This window comes from Sorangium sp. So ce1036 (genome assembly GCF_051369805.1).
GTDB classification, from domain to species: Bacteria; Myxococcota_A; Polyangia; order Polyangiales; family Polyangiaceae; genus Sorangium; species Sorangium cellulosum_F.
On record NZ_JBBMOX010000001.1, the window covers coordinates 2,134,759 to 2,152,401 of the forward strand.

At 74.2% G+C, this 17,643-nt stretch carries 14 protein-coding genes; 4 read left to right on the forward strand and 10 right to left on the reverse strand.

Annotated elements, in window-relative coordinates:
* Positions 1-57: 57 nt before the first annotated feature.
* Genes WMF31_RS08030 through WMF31_RS08040 form a run of 3 tightly spaced genes read left to right on the forward strand, consistent with a single transcriptional unit; the run spans position 58 to position 4,625 of the window.
* A complete protein-coding gene (locus tag WMF31_RS08030; protein WP_436601367.1) occupies positions 58-1,197 on the forward strand; it encodes a glycosyltransferase family 1 protein in 1,140 nt (379 codons plus the stop codon).
* Between the two features lie 3 nt (positions 1,198-1,200).
* Complete coding sequence (gene glf / locus WMF31_RS08035) at positions 1,201-2,322, forward strand: UDP-galactopyranose mutase (protein WP_436601368.1); 1,122 nt, start codon at positions 1,201-1,203, stop codon at positions 2,320-2,322.
* Positions 2,319-4,625: a sugar nucleotide-binding protein gene (locus WMF31_RS08040; protein WP_436601369.1), complete on the forward strand. Its 2,307-nt coding sequence runs from the start codon at positions 2,319-2,321 to the stop codon at positions 4,623-4,625. The genes glf and WMF31_RS08040 overlap by 4 nt, the downstream gene beginning before the upstream one ends.
* Before the next feature lie 14 nt (positions 4,626-4,639).
* Here the strand turns inward: WMF31_RS08040 and WMF31_RS08045 are convergent, their stop codons facing one another.
* The 10 genes from WMF31_RS08045 to WMF31_RS08090 form a co-directional block, all read right to left on the reverse strand.
* Positions 4,640-5,221, reverse strand: a complete 582-nt coding sequence (locus WMF31_RS08045; RefSeq protein WP_129352169.1) for a hypothetical protein — start codon at positions 5,219-5,221, stop codon at positions 4,640-4,642.
* 29 nt (positions 5,222-5,250) lie between these two features.
* Positions 5,251-6,132, reverse strand: coding sequence for a hypothetical protein (locus WMF31_RS08050; protein WP_436601370.1), 882 nt, complete (start codon positions 6,130-6,132; stop codon positions 5,251-5,253).
* The gene (locus tag WMF31_RS08055; protein WP_436601371.1) at positions 6,117-8,084 is read right to left on the reverse strand and encodes a BatD family protein; all 1,968 of its coding nucleotides are present in this window, start codon (positions 8,082-8,084) and stop codon (positions 6,117-6,119) included. The genes WMF31_RS08050 and WMF31_RS08055 overlap by 16 nt, the downstream gene beginning before the upstream one ends.
* Positions 8,081-9,202, reverse strand: coding sequence for a tetratricopeptide repeat protein (locus WMF31_RS08060; RefSeq protein ID WP_436601372.1), 1,122 nt, complete (start codon positions 9,200-9,202; stop codon positions 8,081-8,083). The genes WMF31_RS08055 and WMF31_RS08060 overlap by 4 nt, the downstream gene beginning before the upstream one ends.
* On the reverse strand, positions 9,189-10,343 hold the full coding sequence (locus tag WMF31_RS08065; RefSeq protein WP_436601373.1) for a vWA domain-containing protein: 1,155 nt from the start codon (positions 10,341-10,343) through the stop codon (positions 9,189-9,191). Before WMF31_RS08065 ends, WMF31_RS08060 begins: the two co-directional genes overlap by 14 nt.
* Positions 10,340-11,485 (reverse strand): vWA domain-containing protein, encoded by a 1,146-nt coding sequence (locus WMF31_RS08070; protein ID WP_436601374.1) that lies wholly within the window; start codon positions 11,483-11,485, stop codon positions 10,340-10,342. The genes WMF31_RS08065 and WMF31_RS08070 overlap by 4 nt, the downstream gene beginning before the upstream one ends.
* Positions 11,482-12,849: a hypothetical protein gene (locus WMF31_RS08075; RefSeq protein WP_436601375.1), complete on the reverse strand. Its 1,368-nt coding sequence runs from the start codon at positions 12,847-12,849 to the stop codon at positions 11,482-11,484. Before WMF31_RS08075 ends, WMF31_RS08070 begins: the two co-directional genes overlap by 4 nt.
* Positions 12,846-13,724, reverse strand: a complete 879-nt coding sequence (locus tag WMF31_RS08080) for a DUF58 domain-containing protein (RefSeq protein WP_436606532.1) — start codon at positions 13,722-13,724, stop codon at positions 12,846-12,848. The genes WMF31_RS08075 and WMF31_RS08080 overlap by 4 nt, the downstream gene beginning before the upstream one ends.
* 134 nt (positions 13,725-13,858) lie before the next feature.
* Positions 13,859-14,845 carry an AAA family ATPase gene (locus WMF31_RS08085; protein WP_436601376.1) on the reverse strand — a complete coding sequence of 329 codons (987 nt, stop codon included), beginning with the start codon at positions 14,843-14,845 and terminating at the stop codon, positions 13,859-13,861.
* A 102-nt stretch (positions 14,846-14,947) separates the two neighbouring features.
* Positions 14,948-16,327 (reverse strand): serine/threonine-protein kinase, encoded by a 1,380-nt coding sequence (locus tag WMF31_RS08090; RefSeq protein ID WP_436601377.1) that lies wholly within the window; start codon positions 16,325-16,327, stop codon positions 14,948-14,950.
* A gap of 298 nt (positions 16,328-16,625) precedes the next feature.
* On the opposite strand from WMF31_RS08090, the gene WMF31_RS08095 reads away from it, so the two are divergent.
* Positions 16,626-17,639: a hypothetical protein gene (locus tag WMF31_RS08095; protein ID WP_436601378.1), complete on the forward strand. Its 1,014-nt coding sequence runs from the start codon at positions 16,626-16,628 to the stop codon at positions 17,637-17,639.
* The last annotated feature ends 4 nt before the right edge of the window (positions 17,640-17,643 follow it).

A 17,643-nucleotide genomic window follows, 5' to 3' on the forward strand; every position in this document is an offset into this window, starting at 1 on the left:
CTGCGCGGAGCCCGTGCCGGGACGCGGATGCACACCGGGGCTCGAGGGGAGGAACCGATGAGCCTGAGACGGCGGCCGGACGTGCTCTGTTTCTCACATCTGCGCTTCAACTTCGTCTTTCAGCGCCCACAGCACCTGCTCACGCGCTGCGCGCGGCGGCGCCGCGTCTTCTTCTTCGAAGAGCCGACGCGGGGCGGCGGACCGCCGCGCCTCGAGGAGACCGCGGTCGAGCCGCACGGCGTCTGCGTCGCGACTCCGCACCTGCCCGCCGGCGTCGCGCCGTCGCGCGCCGCCGCGATGCTGCGCGAGCTCCTCGACGACATGATGAGACGCCACGCGGTGAGCGATCACGTGCTCTGGTACTACACGCCGATGGCGCTCGCGTTCTCCCGGCACCTCAAGCCCGCGGCGATCGTGTACGATTGCATGGATGAGCTCTCGGCCTTCGCCGGAGCGCCCCCCTCGATCAAGGAGCATGAGACCGAGCTCCTCCGCCTCGCCGATCTGGTCTTCACCGGCGGCGCGAGCCTCTACGAGGCCAAGCGCGCGCTGCACCCGAGCGTGCACGCGCTCCCGAGCAGCGTCGACGTCGCCCACTTCGCGAAGGCGCGCGGCGGGGGCCGCGAAGAGCCCGACGATCAGGCGTCGATCCCGCGGCCGCGCCTCGGCTTCTTCGGCGTCCTCGACGAGCGGATGGACACCGCGCTCGTCGCGGCCGTGGCCGCGCTCAGGCCAGCCTGGCAGATCGTGCTCGTGGGCCCGGTGGTCAAGATCGACCCGGCGTCGCTGCCCCGCGCCGCGAACATCCACTATCTCGGGCAGAAGCGGTACGAAGAGCTCCCCATGTACCTCGGCGGCTGGGACGTGGCGCTCATGCCGTTCGCACGGAACGAGGCCACGCGGTTCATCAGCCCGACGAAGACGCCGGAGTACCTGGCGGGCGGCAAGCCCGTCGTCTCGACGTCGATCCGCGACGTGGTGCAGCCCTACGGCGAGCTCGGGCTGGTCCGCATCGCGGACGCGCCGGCCGACTTCGTCGCCGCCGTGGAGGCGTCCCTGGCCGAGGATCGCGGCCGCCTGCTCTCGAGGGTCGATGATCTCCTGGGGCAGAGCTCGTGGGACGCCACGTGGGCCCGGATCGAGCGGCTCCTCGACGGCGTGCTCTCGCGCCGCGGCGCGGGCGCGCCCGGGAGGTGAGCGGTGTTCGATTACCTCATCGTCGGCGCCGGCTTCGCCGGGTGCGTCCTCGCCGAGCGGCTCGCCCGCGGCGCCGGCAAGAGGATCCTGCTCTGCGACGTGCGCAAGCACGTCGGCGGGAACGCCTATGACCACCACGACACGGCCGGCGTCCTCGTGCACAGGTACGGGCCCCACATCTTCCACACGAACTCGCGTGAGGTCTTCGACTATCTCTCGCAGTTCACCGAGTGGCGCCCGTACCAGCACCGCGTGCGCGCCTGGGTCGACGGTCAGCTCCTGCCGATCCCCATCAACCTCGACACGATCAACGCCCTCTACGGGCTGAGCCTCAACGCGCTGGAGGTCGAGGGCTTCCTCGCGTCGAGGGCCGAGCGGCGCGAGCGGATCCGCACGTCGGAGGACGTCATCCTCAGCAAGGTGGGCCGCGAGCTCTACGAGAAGTTCTTCCGCAACTATACCCGTAAGCAGTGGGGGCTCGACCCCTCGGAGCTCGACGCCTCGGTGACGGCGCGCGTCCCCGTCCGCACGAACCGGGACGACCGCTACTTCTCCGACACCTACCAGGCGATGCCGCTCCACGGGTTCACGCGGATGTTCGAGCGGATGCTCGATCACCCGGGCATCAAGATCCTGCTCAACACGGATTACCGCGAGATCCGCCACGTGATCCCGCACCGTGAGATGATCTACACAGGTCCGATCGACGCCTATTTCGATCACCGCTTCGGGAAGCTGCCGTACCGCTCTCTCGAGTTCAAATTCGAGACGAAGGACCAGGAGGTGTACCAGACGGCGCCCGTCATCAATTATCCGAACGAGTACAGCTACACGCGGGTCACCGAGTTCAAGCACCTCACCGGCCAGACGCACCCGAGGACGACGATCGTCTACGAGTTTCCGAAGGGCGACGGCGATCCGTACTACCCCGTGCCGCGGCCGGAGAACGCGGCGCTCTACCGGAAATACGAGGAGCTCGCCCGGGAGACCGCCGGCGTCCACTTCGCCGGCCGGCTCGGCACGTACCGCTATTACAACATGGATCAGGTCGTGGCCCAGGCCCTCACGCTCTACGCGAGGCTGACGGGGGCGCCGGGCGTCCGGGCGCTCACGGAGGCGGCGTGAGCGGAGCCGCGGGCGAGGGCGGCGCCCCCGCGCTCGAGCTCTGGGGCGGCGTCGAGTGCACGGTGAACCGCGTCGGCGACACGTACCACGACCAGATGGAGCGCAGCGGCCACGCGCGGAGGCTCGATGATCTCGAGCGCTTCGCCGGGCTCGGGATCCGGGCGATCCGCTACCCCGTGCTCTGGGAGCGCGCGGCGCAGGGCGGCCCCGCGCGCTTCGCCTGGGCCGACGCGCGGCTCCCGAGGCTGCGCGAGCTGGGCCTTCGACCGATCGTGGGGCTCGTCCACCACGGCAGCGGGCCGCCCTCGACGAGCCTCGTCGAGCCGGGCTTCGCGGCGGGGCTCGCGCGCTTCGCCCGCGAGGTCGCCGAGCGCTACCCGTGGGTCGAGCACTACACGCCGGTGAACGAGCCGCTCACCACGGCGCGCTTCTCCGGCATGTACGGCCACTGGTACCCGCACGGGCGGGACGGCCGCACCTTCGTCCGCGCGCTCCTGTCGCAGTGCCGCGCCGTCGCGGCGTCGATGCGCGCGATCCGCGAGGTGAACCCGCGCGCGCGCCTGGTCCAGACCGAGGATCTCGGGAAGACGTTCAGCACGCCGCTGCTCGCCTACCAGGCGGAGCACGAGAATCACAGGCGGTGGCTGAGCATGGATCTGCTCATGGGGCGGGTGGACCGGGATCACCCGCTCTATCCCCGGCTCCTCGAGTGGGGCGCGTCCCCCGGCGAGCTCGAGGCGTTCGTCGAGTCGCCCTGCCCCCCGGACATCCTCGGCATCAACCACTACATCACGAGCGATCGGTTCATCGACGAGCGCGTGGAGCGTTACCCGGCCTGGGCGCGCGGGGGCAACGAGAGGCACGCGTACGCCGACGTCGAGGCCGTGCGCGTCGTCGCGGAGGGCATGGGCGGGCACCTCGCGCGCCTCCTGGAGGTCTGGGAGCGTTACCGGCGGCCGGTCGCGATCACCGAGGCGCACCTGGGCGGCCCCCGCGAGGAGCAGCTCCGGTGGCTGCTCGAGGCGTTCGACGCGGCGGCGGCGGCGCGCGCGGCGGGCGCCGACGTGCGGGCGGTGACGGTGTGGGCGATGCTCGGCTCCTTCGACTGGGACTGCCTGGTCGTGCGGGAGCGCGGGCACTACGAGGCCGGCGTGTTCGACGTGCGCGGCTCCGGGCCGCGCCCCACGGCGCTCGCCGCGCTGGTCCGCGCGCTCGCGCGCGGCGAGCCGTTCGAGCACCCGGTGCTCCCCTCGCCGGGGTGGTGGCGTCGCCGGGAGCGGCTGCTCTATCCGGCGGTCCTCGTGGGGGAGCCGGCGGTCCGCGTGGGGGAGCCGGCGGTCGGCGTGGGGGAGGAGCGTGAGGCCGGGGTCGGGGCGGGCGAGCGCGAGGGCGCGATCCACGGGACGTCGGCCGGCGGCGGCGCGGCCGGGGGCGCCGGGCGCCCGCCCCTCCTGATCGCGGGCGCCTCGGGCGCGCTCGGCAGAGCGTTCGCGCGCCTCTGCGCGGAGCGCGGGCTCCCGCGCCGCCTGCTCGGCCGTGGCGAGATGGACATCGCCGATCCCGCGTCGGTCGAGCGCGCCCTCGCGCATCACGCGCCGTGGGCGGTCATCAACACCGCGGGGTACACGCGCGTCGACGACGCGGAGCGCGATCCGCGCCGGTGCGAGCGTGAGAACGCCGTCGGGCCCGCGGTGCTCGCGGCCGCGTGCCGCGCGCGCGGCGTCCGGCTCGTCACCTTCTCGTCCGATCTGGTCTTCGACGGCGCCCAGCGGACGCCTTACGTGGAGACCGACCCGGCGAGGCCGCTCAGCGCGTACGGGCGGAGCAAGGCCACCGCCGAGCGGCGGGTGACCGAGGTCCTGCCGAGCGCGCTGGTGGTGCGCACGGCGGCGTTCTTCGGCCCCTGGGACGAGCGCAACTTCGTCGCCGCCGCGCTGCGCGCGCTCCGCGACGGCCGGCCGTTCAGCGCGGCCGAGGATCTGATCGTGACCCCCACGTACACGCCCGATCTCGTCAACGCGGCGCTCGATCTCCTCATCGACGGGGAGAGCGGTATCTGGCACCTGACGAACCGCGACGCGGTGACGTGGGCCGAGCTCGCCGCGCGGAGCGCCGCGCTGGTGCGCGTGGACGCGGGGCGCCTCGTCCGGTGCCCGAGCAGCGCGCTCCCGTTCGTCGCGCCGCGGCCTCGCTACAGCGCGCTGGGGAGCCGGCGAGGGATCTTGCTGCCTGCGCTGGAGGACGCGCTCGCGCGCTATCTCGCCGGGTGGGAGGGGGACGCCGCTCGTCGGGAGCCCGCCTAGAGCGCCGAACAAGACTACGCCGTGAACTCCGTCGTCAGCGTCACCCAGTTCGACGGCGGCCGGACGGCGTAGCTCAGCGCCAGCACCTCGATCAGCACCACCCGGTAGATCGCGTGGACGTCGTCGACGTCGACCTCGTGCGCGTTCGCCTCGAGGGCCGCGTCGAGGTGCTCCTGCACGAAGGCCAGCACGTCCGGCTGCTCCATCGCAATGACGTCATCCGAGTCGACCGCCTCGGCGGGATCGTGCAGGCGGATCTGCTCGTCCAGGTTCAGCGACTCCTCGACGCCCGTGAGCGCCGTCTCCGTGACCTCCTCGAGGTCCTGGCCGAACAGCTCGTCGAACGCGAGCCAGATCGCCAGCGTCAGGAAGTAGCCGAGGGCCAGCGCGGTCTCGTCGAGCGGCCCGGAGAGCACCCCGGAGATGCGATCCGCGAGCGCGGGCTGCGTCTGCTCGAACCGCGTGAACGCGTCATCGAGCTGCTTGCGGGAGTCGTCGTCGTCCTCGGCCAGCTGATCCTCGATCTCGGACAGGACGCGCGCCGGCACCTGGGCGTACGAGGGGACGGGGCGAATGGCTGCGCGGCGTACCCACACGCGGACAACCTAGCACACGATGGCGCGGCTCATGGAGCGAGCAACCGGATGCTCGACAGGGAGACCCAGCCTTCCGTGGCGCCCCAGCGGACCTCGGCCAGCCCGCCCGATCTCCGGCCGACCTCGACCGACGCGCCCTCCGGGATCAGGGTCTGCTCGGCGTCGGGCAACGCGCGCCCGGACTCGTCGACCAGCCGGACCTCCGGGACCACCACGACGCCCGGGCGCGTCGTGAGGCGGAGGTGCCGCGCCGCGTAGGTGAGCGGCACGAGCGCGAGCAGGGCGACGAGCGCGGTCGGCGCGAGGACGCTGCCCGCGACGTGCGCGGGGCCCGCCGGGCGGCGCCGCAGCACCATGCCGAGGGCGAGGAGCAACGACGAGAAGAGCGCGGCCGCCGCCCAGGTGCGCTCCGAGGCGAGGCCGACGAGGACCCGGTCGAGCGTCGGGCGCACCTCGACCGCATCCTTGGCGCGGCGCGCGCGGCGGCGCGTGATCTCGGCGCGCACGAGGTCCAGCGCGCGATCGGCGTCCGCGTCGCCCGGGCGCAGCCGCAGCGCCTCCTCGAAGGCCGCCGCCGCCCGGCCCAGGTCGCCGGGGCGATCCGCGCCGTCGCGGACGCGCGTCACGTAGGCGAGGCCACGGTTGTAGCTCGCGTCCGGGTGCACGAAGCCGCGGTCGGCGAGCAGCTCGAACGTGTCGATCGCGGCGCCGTACTCGCCGCGGCCGAGCGCCTCCGTGCCCTTCCGGAACAGCGCCTCCGGCGGCTCCGCGGGCTCCGCGCGCGCCTCGCCGACGAGCGCGGGCGCGAGCGAGGGCGAGAGGCCGGCGATCGCGGGCAGGAGGCCCGCGGAGGCGGCGAGCGTGAGGGCGGCGAGGAGGCGCGCGCGGCGGCCCGTCACGTCGCCTTCCATCGCGCGAGCTCGGTCATGACGGCGCGGCCCTGCTCGACGAGCGCGGCCGCGGCGCCGTCCCCCGGGCGGCCGGCCGGCTCGAACCGGATCGCCTCGCAGGCGGCCAGCACCTCGTGGGCGCGCGCCGACAGCGCGCCCGGCACCCCGCGCTGCTCGAGCTCGCCGGAGAGCGCCTCGAGCAGGACGCCCCGGGAGCGGAGCCCCGTCGCGGACTCGATCGCGCGGTGCACGGCGCGCTCGATCGCGGCCGCCGTCGCCTTGAGGTCGCCCTGCGCGGCGGCCTCCTCCGCCTCGCGCTGCGCGACCGCGGCGAGCCGGGCGGGCGACGCCTCGCCCGCCGCGCGGCGCTCGCGCGCGCGGCGCACGAGCCGATCGCCCGCGCCGAACAGCGTCACGAGGAGCGGCGGGGCGGCCAGGAGGCACCAGAACGGCGCCCCGTCGAGCGGCAGCGTCGCGGGCGGGGAATACGCGCCGAGCGACGCGCGGAGCCCTGGCATCGCGGCGAACGGCTCGGCGCGCGCGGCCGCGTCGCGAGCCCCGGCGGGCGACCCGGAGGCGAAAGGGGGCGCGACCGGGGTCACCTCGACGCTGCCGAGCTCGACGCCCTCGACCACGTAGCGCTTCTGCGCCGGATCCCAGTAGGGCAGCTCGATCTTCCCGAGATCCACCGTGCCGCTCTCCTCGATCCGGACCACGTAACCGAACGACCGGGAGCCGCCGATCTCGCCGCCACGCGGCTCGATCGACTCGCGCTTCTCCGGGTCGAGCCACTCGAGGCCCGTCCGCTCCGGCACCCGCAGCGACTGCGGGAGGTTGCCGGTGCCCTCGACCTGCACGGTCACGGCCACCGAGCCGCCCTGGTCGATCCGGCGCGGCTGCACCGTCGCCTTCAGCGTGAACCGACCGACGTCGCCGAGGACATAGCCGGACGGGCGGCCGGCGAGCGGCGGCTCCGTGACCCGGATGACCACGTCGTTCGACTCGCGCAGCACGCGCGAGCCGATCCGGCGGCCCGTGATGCGCGCCTGCATGCGGCCCGTGTGCAGCTCGCCCGCCTTCAGCGGGAACAGCGCCAGCTTGTCGATCAGCCGCGCGTTGTAGAGGTGCCCGCCGACGCGCGTGTGCACGGGCCGCACGTGGCGGGGATCCTCGAGGAGCGCGTGGCGGACGAAGTCCGCGGCGGGCGCGGCGCGGGGTTCGGTCATCTCCGCGTTCTCGCGGAAGTACAGGTAGAACGAGACGGTCACCTGCTCGCCGACCACCGCGGCCGTCTTGTCGGGGATGGCGCGCAGGAACACCACCGGGTCGGGCTCGCGCGGCATCGCGAGCTCCGGCGTCTCGTCGGGCGCGGCCTCGAGCTCGTCGTCGAGCAGGTCGTCGAGCGTCCGCCCGCCCGGGCCGCCGAACGGCCACGGGAGGCCGTGCAGCGGGCCGCCGGGCAAGAGGAACGGGTTGCTCGGGCGGCGCGGGCGCGAGCCCTCCGGCACGATCCGGATCTGGATCGGCCGCGCCGGCAGGCGCCGGCCGTTCCACGAAATCGTCGGCGCCGGGATCGTGTAGCGGCCGGGCTTGTCCGCCACGATCTGCCAGCTCGCGCTGATGCCGAGCTGCGTCGACACGGCGCCGTTCACGATCTGCGTCTGCATTTGCGTGCCGATGCTCGGGCCGGAGAGGATCGAGAGCTCCGGAGGGACGCGCAGCTCGGGATCGGACGGCATGCCCGCGCCGCGCTCGACGAGCGCCTTCACCTCGACCGTGAACGGCTCGCCGACCTCGGCCTCGGTGGGGATCGCGCGCGCCGAGATCTGCGGCTCGGCGCGGGCGTGGAGCGGGGCGAAGAGCGCGAGGAGCGCGAGGAGCAGCGCGGCCGCGCGCTGCGCCGGGCGGTGGCCGACGAGCGCGACGAGCGCCGCGAGCGCGGGCGGGGCAGGGGAGAGCGGCGGGCGCGTCACTTGTCCTCCATCGCGCGCCCGCGCCGGGCGCCGGCCCTGCTCTTCGCTTCCTGCTCCTGGTACGTCGGCGCCTCCTCGAGCTGGTCGAGGATGCGATCGTCCTGCCGCCCGGTCGGCGGCGGCTGCGTGGGCTGCTCGGGCGGCGGCTCGGGCTCGCCGGCGTCGGGCGCCTGATCCTGCGGCGCGGCGTCGGGCGCCTGGTCCTGGCCGCCGTCGTCGCTCGCGTCCGGCTCGCCGCCGTCGTCGCCCGCGTCGGGCTCACCGCCGTCGTCGTCGCCCGCGTCGGGCTCACCGCCGTCGTCGCCCGCGTCGGGCTCACCGCCGTCGTCGCCCGCGTCGGGCTCACCGCCGCCGTCGTCGCCCGCGTCGGGCTCGCCCGCGTCGGGCTCGGCGTCCGGCTGCGCGTCGGGCTCGGCGTCCGGCGGGCCGGCGTCCTTCTGCTCCTCGATGCGGCGCAGCGCGATGGCCCGGTTCCAGGCCGCGTCCCGGCCGACGCCGTCGCCGCCCGCCTCCTCGGGCACGCCGGGGACGATGGAAAGCGCCTGGTCGTAGTACTTCACGGCGTCCTCGTACCTGCGCCGCAAGAACTCGAGGTTGCCCGAGAGGTAGCGGGCGCGCGCGCGCAGGTCGGCCGGCACGCGCGGCTCGGCGGCGATCGCCTTCACGAGGACCAGCGCGCAGTCGATCTCGATCCCGCGCAGCACGTCGTTCTGCTCCTGCTCCGGCCCGCCGTCCGCGAGCTCCTCGTCGCCGAACCTGTGGCCGTAGCGCTCGGCGAGGTGGAACAGCGTCAGGCCGAGATCGAACGCGCCGTTCGGCTTCTGCCGGACCGAGTCGGGCAGGCCGATGCCGGCGTCGCTGCACGGGCCCGTCCCGAGGTAGCTCTGGAGGAGCTCCTCGGCGGACTCGAGGTTGCCCGCGTCGAGCTCGACGATGGCCTGGTCGACCTCCGGCGCGTTCCGCTCGAACGGGGACGTCGGGTCCCACCCGCTGCACCCGGACGCCGCCGAGAACGCGGCCCCGGTGAGGCACGTCGCGGCGAAGGCGAGCGCGAGCCCGCGCCCGTGGCGGACGAAGAACCCGGCGAGATCCACGCGCTTGCGATCACGACGCGGCATGCTGCCCTCCCGCCTCGCCGGCCGGCGCCGCCCCCGCCGCGAGGCCCGCGTCGCCGAGGGGGCGCGCGCGCCCGAGCAGCGCGGCGCGCCTCGGCGCGGCCTCGGGCCGCACCGCCACGAAGCGCCGCCGCGGGGCGTCCTTGAGGAACACCTCGGCGATGAGGAGCAGGATCGCGAGGCCCAGCGGATAGAAGTAGACGTCCGCGTAGACCGTCTCGACCCGCTCCGAAAATTCGCTCTTCATCTGCCGCCGGAGCTCCGCGGCGATCGTCTCGATGCCCGTCGTCCCCTTCTCCGCGCGGATGATCTGCCCCCCCGGCGTCGCCTGCGCGATCGCCGCGAGCTGCTGCTCGCCCGCGAGCGACAGCTCCGTCGTGAGCGGCCTGCCCTGGCGATCGGTCCGCCACCCGACCACGTGGCCGTCCGGGCCGATCTCGGGGATCGGCTCCGGCGTGCGCCCGCCGATCTGCACGACGTGGATCGTCGTGCCCTGGGCGCCGATCGCCTGGGCCACGCTCAGCGGGTAGCCCTCGAGGTCCTCGCCGTCGGTGACGAGCAGGATGATCCGCCGGTGCTCGGCCGACTTGGGATCGCGCTTCAGGAGGTCGTTCGCCTGGTCGAGCGCGCGCGCGATTGCGGTGCCGCCGATCGGCATGTCGTTCGGGTCGAGCTGGCGGAAGAACTGGGCGATCGCGGCGCCGTCGGCGGTGAGCGGGAAGCCCATCGGCTCCCCGGCGAACGCGACCGCGCCGAAGCGCGCGCCCTCCAGGTCCTTGATGAGGCGGGCGACCTCGACCTTGGCCCGGAAGATGCGGGACGGCTCGACGTCGCGCGCGTACATGCTCTTCGAGTAGTCGAGCGCGATCACCACGTCGACGTTGGTCGCCGGCACGAGCCGCGTGCCCTTGCCGTACTGCGGGCGCGCCGCGGCCACGAACGCGAGCGCGGTCGCGAGCACGAGCAGGACGCCCTTCCAGGCGCGGCGCTTGGCCGGATCCGCGGTGGTGAGCGCCTTCACGCGGTCCTCGTCGCCGAAGCGCTTGACGGCGCGCGCGACGCCGAGGCCGCCGAGGATGAGCAGGAGGCCGATCAGCGCGGCGAACGCCGTCCCGAGCAGGTACCAGGGGGCCGCAAAGTTCACGGGAACCTCCGGAGCAGCCAGGCGCGCAGGAGCGCGTCGAGCCCGATCAGGAGCACGCCGGGCAGGAGCAGGAGCGGGAAGAGATCCTCGTACGAGGCGCTCGACGCCTCGAAGCGGGTCTTCTCCAGCTTGTCGAGCACGTCGTGCATGCTGTCCGCGAGCGCCTTGGCGTCGGTGGCCACGTACGCCTGGCCGCCCGTCTTCTGCGCGATCTCCTGGAGCAGCGCGGGGTTCACGGGGAAGCGGTGGCGCACGTAGCGCGGCTGCCCGAAGAGATCGACGCCGTCCTCGACCTCGACCTCGTCGTCGGTGCCGATCTGGATCGTGTAGACCTTCACGCCGAGCGAGGTCGCGAGGTGGGTCGCGTACTCGGGCGAGATCGAGCCCGCGTTCGAGTCGCCGTCGGTCAGGAGGATGACGACCTTCGACTGCGCGTCGCTCCGGCGCAGGCGGGCGACCGCGGTGCCGAGCGCGTCGCCGATCGCCGTCGCGCTGCCGTCGATCACGTTGAGCGTCATCCGCGAGACCATCTGCGTCAGCAGGTGGTAGTCGAGCGTCGGCGGCGACAGCACGTAGGCGGCCTTGCCGAAGACGACGACGCCGAGGCGGTCGGTCCGCCGCCGGCCGATGAAGTCCTGGAGCACGAGCTTCGCCGTGTCGAGCCGGGTCAGCCGCCGGTTGCGGGGCAGCTTCGGCTGGCCGGGCAGGTCGCTCGGCTTCGCGTCGAGGATCGCGCGCATCGAGCCGGACAGGTCGAGGGCCACGACGATGTCGATGCCCCGGTCGTCCGTGCGCTGCTCGCGGAGCACGCTGACCGGCCTCCCCATCGCCAGGATGAGGAGCCCGAGCGAGACCGCGCGCAGCACGCCGGGCAGATCGCGCAGGTGGCTGCGCAGGCCGCGCGGCCCGCGCGCGAGCGGCGCGACCGTGCCGAGCCGGAGCCTCGGCCTGCGCGCGTCCTCCGCGAAGATGCCCCAGTACCAGACGACCGGCACCGCGACGAGCGCGGCCAGGAACCACGGGTTCTGCCAGCTCGCCGAGGCCCACGCGTCGCGGCGCGCGAGGTACGGGTACAGGCAGGCGAGCGCGGCGACGACGAGCGTCGCCAGGACCGCGAGCGCCGCGCGCTTCCAGCGGCTCACGGCGCCTCCTCCGGCGCCCGGGACGGGCGGCCGCGCGGCGCCTCGGGCGCCGTCGGCGCGCCGCCGGCCCCGGCGCCGCCCGGCCCCGCCGCGCCCTGCGCGGGCCGCGCCGCGGGCGGCGTCGTGCGGTGCACGATGATCTCGCCGCGCTCGAGCGCGTCGAGGCAGTCGGCCTCGCCCGGCTGCAGGCGCGCGAACTTCACGAGGTCGCAGTCGGCGAGGAACCGATCGATCTGCGGCAGCACCGGCACGGGCGGGCGCACCCGCGCGAGCAGCGCGCGCATCTCGTCGCTGGTCGTCTCGAGGCCGTCGAAGCCGTACCGGGCGCCGAGGTAGTTGCGCACGCAGTCGCTCACGCGATCGAAGTACTCGTCGGTCCGCCCCTCGCTGAGCAGGCTGGAGCGCCGGAGCGCCTCCAGCTCCTCGAGCGCGGCGACCCACGGCAGCTTGGGCGGCGGGGCCGGCGCCACGCGGGGCCGGCGCAGCCAGCGCCGCACGAGCCAGGCCAGGAGCAGGCCGAGCGCCGCGCCGAGGAGGACGCCGGCCGTGAGCTGCTTCGCGAGCACCCACTCCTCCCGCTGCGGCCGCGGCGGCGGGTTCGGCTTGACCCGGGGATCCCGCTCGTTGGCGATCGGATCCTCGACCACGATCTCGTGCGGCCGGGTGCAGACCGTCACGAGCTCGCCGCTCGCGCGGGACACCGCGATCGGCACCGGCGGCAGGACCAGCACGTTCCTCCCCGGCTCCTTGGGCAGCGGGACGAACGGGATGACCAGCGTGGTCGTCGCGCCGGAATCGGTCGCGGTGGTCGTGCTGGTCGGCCCGGCGCCGGCGTCCGCCTCGGGGAGGACGAACCCCGCCTGCTCCAGCGCGCGCGCCGCGTCGCTGTCGCCCTGGACCTTGAAGCCCTCCGGGAGCACCGTCTCGCCCTTGCCGTGCGCGACCGTGACCTCGAGGGGGGCCGCGTACCCGCTGAACCCGTTCCGGGGAAACGTCTCCTGGATCCGGGGCCGCGTCGCGCCGGTCGGCACGTGCTCCGCGCACGAGGCCCACGCCTTCGCCCCGTCGCGCCCCGTCGCGGCCGGCGCGGGCGGCGGCGGCGGCGGTGGCGCGGGTTGCGCGGTCGCGGGCGGCGCGGCGCTCGCCGGAGCAGGCGGCTGCGCGGTCGCGGGCTGCGCGGCGCTCGCCTGCGTGGGCGGCTGCGGCGGCGCGGCGTCGTCCCGCGCGGCGGGCCCGCCGGCGCCGCCCGCGGCCGGCTGCGCGAGCGCCGCGCCGCCGCCGACCGCGCCCGCGAGCGCCGCCGCGACCGCCGCGCACGCCATCGCCGCGCGGGCGGCCTCGGCGGAGGGGCGCCGCCGCGTCATCGCCTGATCCTCCGCGCCCGCCTGGCGAACAGGTCGCGCAGCGGGGTCACGAAGCTCTCGCCCGTCTTCACGACCACGGCGTCGAGCGCGAGCTTCTTGAAGAGCTTGTCCCGGTCGCTCCGGAGCTTGCGCATGGAGGCGCGGTAGTGATCGCGCACCGCGCGGTCCCCGGTGTCCACCACGACCTCCTCCCCGGTCTCGAGGTCCTCGAACGTGGCGAGCCCCACGTCGGGCAGCTCCTCGTCGCGGGGGTCGACCAGCATCACGGGGATCACGTCGTGCTTGGCGCTCGCGAGCGAGAGCGCGCGCTCGAAGCCCGTGGCGAAGAAGTCGCTGATCACGAACGCCACGCTCCGCCGCTTCGCGACCTTGACCAGGGTCTCCAGCGCGAGCTTCAGGTTCGTCCCCGTGTACCTCGGCTCGTGCCCGAGGATCTCCCGGATGACGCGCATCACGTGCTTGTCGCCCCGCTTCGGCGGCACCAGCTTCTCGATCGCCTCGGTCGCGAGCACGAGCCCCACGCGGTCGTTGTTCTTGATGGCGCTGAAGGAGCAGAGCGCCGCGATCTCGGCCGCCACGCGCGCCTTCGACGCGCGCCTCGTGCCGAACTGCTCGCTCTGGGAGGCGTCGACGACCAGCATGACCGTCATCTCCCGCTCCTCGACGAACACCTTCACGAACGGCTCGCTCATGCGGGCCGAGACGTTCCAGTCGATCCAGCGCACGTCGTCGCCGGGCTGGTAGGCGCGGACCTCGCGGAACGAGAGGCCCTGCCCCTTGAACACGGACGAGTACGATCCGGAGAGCTGCTCGTTGGCGAGCCGCTGCGTCCGGATCTCGATGCGCCGGAGCTGCTTCAGGAGCTCGGGCGACAGCGGGCTCTTCGCGCCGTCGCGCGGCTCCCGCGCGCCGCCCCGGGCCGGGCGGGCGCCGCCCTCCGCGCCGCGGGCGCCCGCGCGCCCCCGCGCCGCCGCCGCGCTCCCCTCCCGTCGCTCGTCCGGCGCCTTGCTCACGGCACCTCGACCACCTCGAACACGCGACGGACGATCTGCTCGGCCGTCACCTCCTCGGCCTCGGCCTCGTAGGTCAGGACCACCCGGTGCCGGAGCACGTCGGGGCCGATCGCCTTCACGTCCTCCGGCGTGACGTAGCCCCGGTGCCGCAGGAACGCGTGCGCGCGCGCCGCGAGCGCCAGCGCGATCGAGGCGCGCGGGCTCGCCCCGTACTCGATGAGGCTGCTCAGCTCCCGCATCCCCTTCTGCCCGGGCTCGCGGGTCGCGAAGACCACGTCCACGATGTAGTCCTTCACGCGGTCGTCCATGTAGACGTCGCGCACGACCTTGCGCGCCGAGACCAGCTCCTCGGGCGACGTCACCTTGGCGGCCTTGCCCTCGATCACCGCGGTCGTGCGGTCGATGATCTGCCGCTCCTCCGCGCGGCCGGGGTAGCCGACCTTGACCATGAGCATGAACCGGTCGACCTGCGCCTCCGGGAGGCGGTAGGTGCCCTCCTGCTCGATCGGGTTCTGGGTCGCCATGACCACGAACGGGCTCGGCAGCGGGTAGGTCGTGTCGCCGATCGTGACCTGCCGCTCCTGCATCGCCTCGAGCAGCGCGCTCTGCACCTTCGCCGGCGCCCGGTTGATCTCGTCGGCGAGCACCAGGTTCGCGAAGATCGGGCCGAGCTTCGAGGTGAAGTCGCCCTTCTGGTGGTTGTAGATGACCGTGCCGATGAGGTCGGCGGGCAGGAGATCCGGCGTGAACTGGATCCGGGAGAACTTCGCGTCGATGGCGTCGCAGAGCGTCCGGACCGTGAGCGTCTTGGCCAGGCCGGGGACGCCCTCGAGCAGCACGTGCCCGCCGGTGAGCAGCCCGATGAGGATGCGCTCGATCATGTACGTCTGGCCGACGATGACCTTGCCAACCTCGTTGAGTAGGGTGTCGATGAAGGCGCTCTCTCTGGCGACCAGCTCGTTCAGGGCGCGTACGTCGTGCATAACGGGTGGGAGCTCATAGCAAGCCCGGCGGCCCGAGGACAACCGGCGGCGCCCGAATATTCCTCGCGCGGGAGCCGCGGCCCCGCGCGCGCCGCGCCCGCTCTAGAAGCCGGGATCCCGGAACTTGGCGCGCCCGGTCTCGGCCGGGGCGCGCGCCGGGGGCGGGGCCGGGCTCGCGCTCGGCGCGGGGGCGGCGGACGGCGGCGCCGCGGGCGACGAGGAGGGCGAGAGCGCGGCCTCGCGCGGCGGCTCCGGCAGCGCCGCGCGCGGCTCCGCGGTGGCGATCCGCGGCCGCGGCTCCGCCGGGAAGGCCGGCGGCGCGGGCACCGCCACGCCCGGCGCGGCGGGGCCCTCCGCGAGGCCGATCCACAGCAGCGTCGCCGCCCCGAGCAGCGCGCCCGAGGCCACGAGCGCCGCCGCGGTCGCGATCGTCCGAGCCCTCCTCCGCGGGTCCAGGCGCGAGAACGGCCGCCCCCGCGACCAGCCGTCCGCGGCGCGCACCGCGTCCCGGATCACGGCCGCGCGGCGCGCGACGCGCGTCGCGAGCGCGTCGCGGATGTACGCCGTGACCTCCTCGCGGCGCGCGCCGAGCGCGGCGTTCACCGCCTCCAGCGCCTCGGCGAGCTCGGCCATCGTCGGGAACCGCTCGGCGGGATCCTTGGCGAGCGCGCGCACCACGGCCGCCTCGAGCTCGGGCGGGTACCCGGGGACGAGCGAGCTCGGCGGATCGACCGGCTCGGGCCGCGCGATGCGCGCCATGGTCGCGAGGTCGTGGCTCGCGGCGAACGGGTGGGTGCCCGTGGTGAGCTGGTAGAGCACGATCCCGAGCGCGAAGATGTCGGACCGCCGGTCGAGCGTCTCGCTGTAGACCTGCTCGGGCGCCATGAAGAGGATCTTGCCCTTCATGTGGCCGGTGTTGGTCGTCGGGTTGTCCGCCTGCGCCACGGCCTTGGCCACGCCGAAATCGGCGATCTTCACCGAGCCGTCCCGCGTGATCAGGATGTTGTGCGGCGAGACGTCGCGGTGCACGAGCCCGATCAGCGCGCCGCTGTCGTCGCGGAGCTCGTGCGCCGCGTGCAGCCCCCGCGCGGCCTCGATCGCGATCCGCACCGCGACCGGCAGCGGGATCGGCCGGTTCTGCTTGCGGGTGCTGCCGCCGAGCAGCTCCACCAGCGCGTCCCCGTCGATCCACTCCATCACGAAGTAGAGGACGCCGTTCTGTTCACCCTGATCCAGGATCGCGCACACATTGGGGTGCTTGATCCGTGACGCGATGCGAGATTCGGTGAGGAACATGCGCTTGCAGCGCGGATCGCTGGAGAGCGCCGGCAGCATCGTCTTGACGGCCACGATCCTGTCGCCCGCCGGGCTGCCGCGGTCGCGCGCCGCCCACACCGTCCCCATTCCGCCCTGCGCGATCGCGATCAGCAGCTCGTAGCGGCCGAGCAGGTGGCCAGGCGCGAGATCGACGGGCGGTATCACGGCTCGTACCTGTGACTCCTGTGTCGTCTTGAATCCGACCACGCTGAAGGCCTCACCGGTGGTGCAAGAGCGTTCCAGGATCGAGGGGCAATCTCAAACATTTTTCCAGTTGTCTAGAATCGCTCGGCGAGATTACCGTTGGAGTGCCTCTATCGGTTGCTGCAGGAAGGAGGCGTGGGTGGAGCGTCGGATCACCATCGGCGGAGTGGTATTCTTCGCCATGGTTGGCGTCGGTCCAGCTGCGTTCGCCGACACGGCTCCGCGGGGCGCGGGGGTGGCTCCGCGAGGCGCCGCGGCGATGCCGCGGAGCGTCGAGCGCGGGCCGCGCGACATGGCGGCTCCGGCGGCGTCGCGGCCGCCGAACGCCGCGGAGCTCGCGTCGGCGCGGCGCCTCTTCGCGATCGCCCTGTCGGCCGAGGACCAGGGCCGCTGGGCGGAAGCGCTGGAGACGTACGAGCGCATCCGCAAGATCGTCGTGTCGCCCTCGCTCTGGTACCACATCGGCGTGTGTCACGAGGCGCTCGGCGAGGTCGTCGAGGCGCTCAACGCCTTCGAGCTCGCCCTGTCCGGCGCGACCGCGCGGAAGGAGGTCGCGCTCGCCAGGGAGTCGCGATCCCGCATCGAGGCGCTCCGCGCGAGGGCGTCGCAGATCGTCCTGCGCCTGCCCGACGACGCGGCCGGCGTGCGCGTCGAGATCGACGGCGACCCGATCCACCCCGCGCTCGTCGGGGCGGCCATCCTCGTCACGCCCGGAGCGCGGCGGGTCGTGGTGGAGGCGGAGAATTACACCGAGACGTTCGAGGCCACGGTGCAGGCGGACACCGGCGCGCTCGTGGAGCTGCGCGCCGAGCTCGGCCGCAAGCGGTCGTCGGCCCCGCCGAGGCGGCGCGCGCCGGTTCGACCGGCGCCCCGCGGCGAGCCCGCGCCCGACCCGCTCCTCCCGGCGGAGGTCGTCGTGGGGACGGCGGCCGCGCTCGCCGTGGGCGCCGTGATCACGGGAGCCCTCGCGTACGACGTGCGGCACAGCTACCTGAAGGAGAACGCGGATCCGGCCCCGGGCTCGCTGGGCAAGCGGGAGGCGCTGTACGAGCGGGGGCAGGCGCTCGCCATCACGAGCACGGCGCTGACCGGGGCCGCCCTCCTCGCGGGCGGCTTCGCCACCTACCTGTTCTGGCCCTCGTCGCCCGCGCGGTCGGCCTCTCCGGACGCCGCGCGGTCGTCGGCGTCGCGGCCGCGCGCTCCCGGGCCGACGGCGCTCTCGCCGTGGATCGGGCCGGACGGCGCGGGCGTCGCCCTGCGGGGGTCGTTGTGAGCCG

Coding starts and splice junctions, on each gene's coding strand:
- WMF31_RS08030 (WP_436601367.1), top strand. CDS start 58: ATGAGCCTGAGACGGCGGCCGGACGTGCTCTGTTTCTCACATCTGCGC.
- WMF31_RS08085 (WP_436601376.1), bottom strand. CDS start 14,845: ATGCACGACGTACGCGCCCTGAACGAGCTGGTCGCCAGAGAGAGCGCC.
- WMF31_RS08095 (WP_436601378.1), top strand. CDS start 16,626: ATGCCGCGGAGCGTCGAGCGCGGGCCGCGCGACATGGCGGCTCCGGCG.
- WMF31_RS08075 (WP_436601375.1), bottom strand. CDS start 12,849: ATGACGCGGCGGCGCCCCTCCGCCGAGGCCGCCCGCGCGGCGATGGCG.
- WMF31_RS08060 (WP_436601372.1), bottom strand. CDS start 9,202: ATGCCGCGTCGTGATCGCAAGCGCGTGGATCTCGCCGGGTTCTTCGTC.
- WMF31_RS08050 (WP_436601370.1), bottom strand. CDS start 6,132: ATGGAAGGCGACGTGACGGGCCGCCGCGCGCGCCTCCTCGCCGCCCTC.